Origin of the sequence: Photobacterium lipolyticum (assembly GCF_003026475.1) — a bacterium.
GTDB classification, from domain to species: Bacteria; Pseudomonadota; Gammaproteobacteria; order Enterobacterales; family Vibrionaceae; genus Photobacterium; species Photobacterium lipolyticum.
The window spans coordinates 1-606 of record NZ_PYMC01000057.1 but is presented as its reverse complement, the minus strand read 5'-3'; the positions used below and the strand labels follow the sequence as shown (position 1 = coordinate 606).

At 38.6% G+C, this 606-nt stretch carries 1 protein-coding gene; it reads left to right on the top strand.

Annotation, left to right across the window (positions count from 1 at the left end; all coding sequences use genetic code 11):
* A partial coding sequence (cspE, locus tag C9I89_RS22290) for a transcription antiterminator/RNA stability regulator CspE (protein WP_107285500.1) occupies positions 1-203 on the top strand: 203 nt, incomplete at its 5' end.
* Between the last annotated feature and the right edge of the window lie 403 nt (positions 204-606).

The following is a 606-nucleotide window of genomic DNA, read 5'->3' as shown; positions in this document are numbered from 1 at the left end:
AGACAACTGGTATCGTTAAGTGGTTTAACGAAGAGAAAGGTTTCGGTTTCATCACTCAAGACAACGGCGGCGCAGACGTATTCGTACACTTCCGTGCAATCGCTTCTGAAGGCTTCAAAACTCTTGCAGAAGGTCAAAAGGTTTCTTTTGACGTAGAACAAGGCCAGAAAGGTCCTCAAGCTGCAAACGTAGTTACTCTGTAATTTTAGAGTCTATGTAAACAGTATAAAAATGTCGGCACTGCCGGCATTTTTTTTGCCTGTTATTTGGCTAATACTCAGTATGTCCGAGAATATCAGCTTTTCCTTTGTCTTTTCACAGTCTTGCCTAGAAGCCAATAAATCCTCGCTGAACAAGCATCTTGAGGTCACTTGGGTATAACATTTCGGATACACGAGTAAAAACAGGATTTACATCCCCATCAGCTATAAAAAGCAAAATAAAACTACATATTTTATCTTCGTGTGTTACTATTCGTTTCGGCCTGTAAGTCAGACCTATTTATATGCAACATTATGTTTTAGAAAACCTTCGCTGTACCGATTTACCGAGTAAGTTGTTATGAAGATTTCCACTCATAAGTTTCGTTCACATAAATAATTCTTT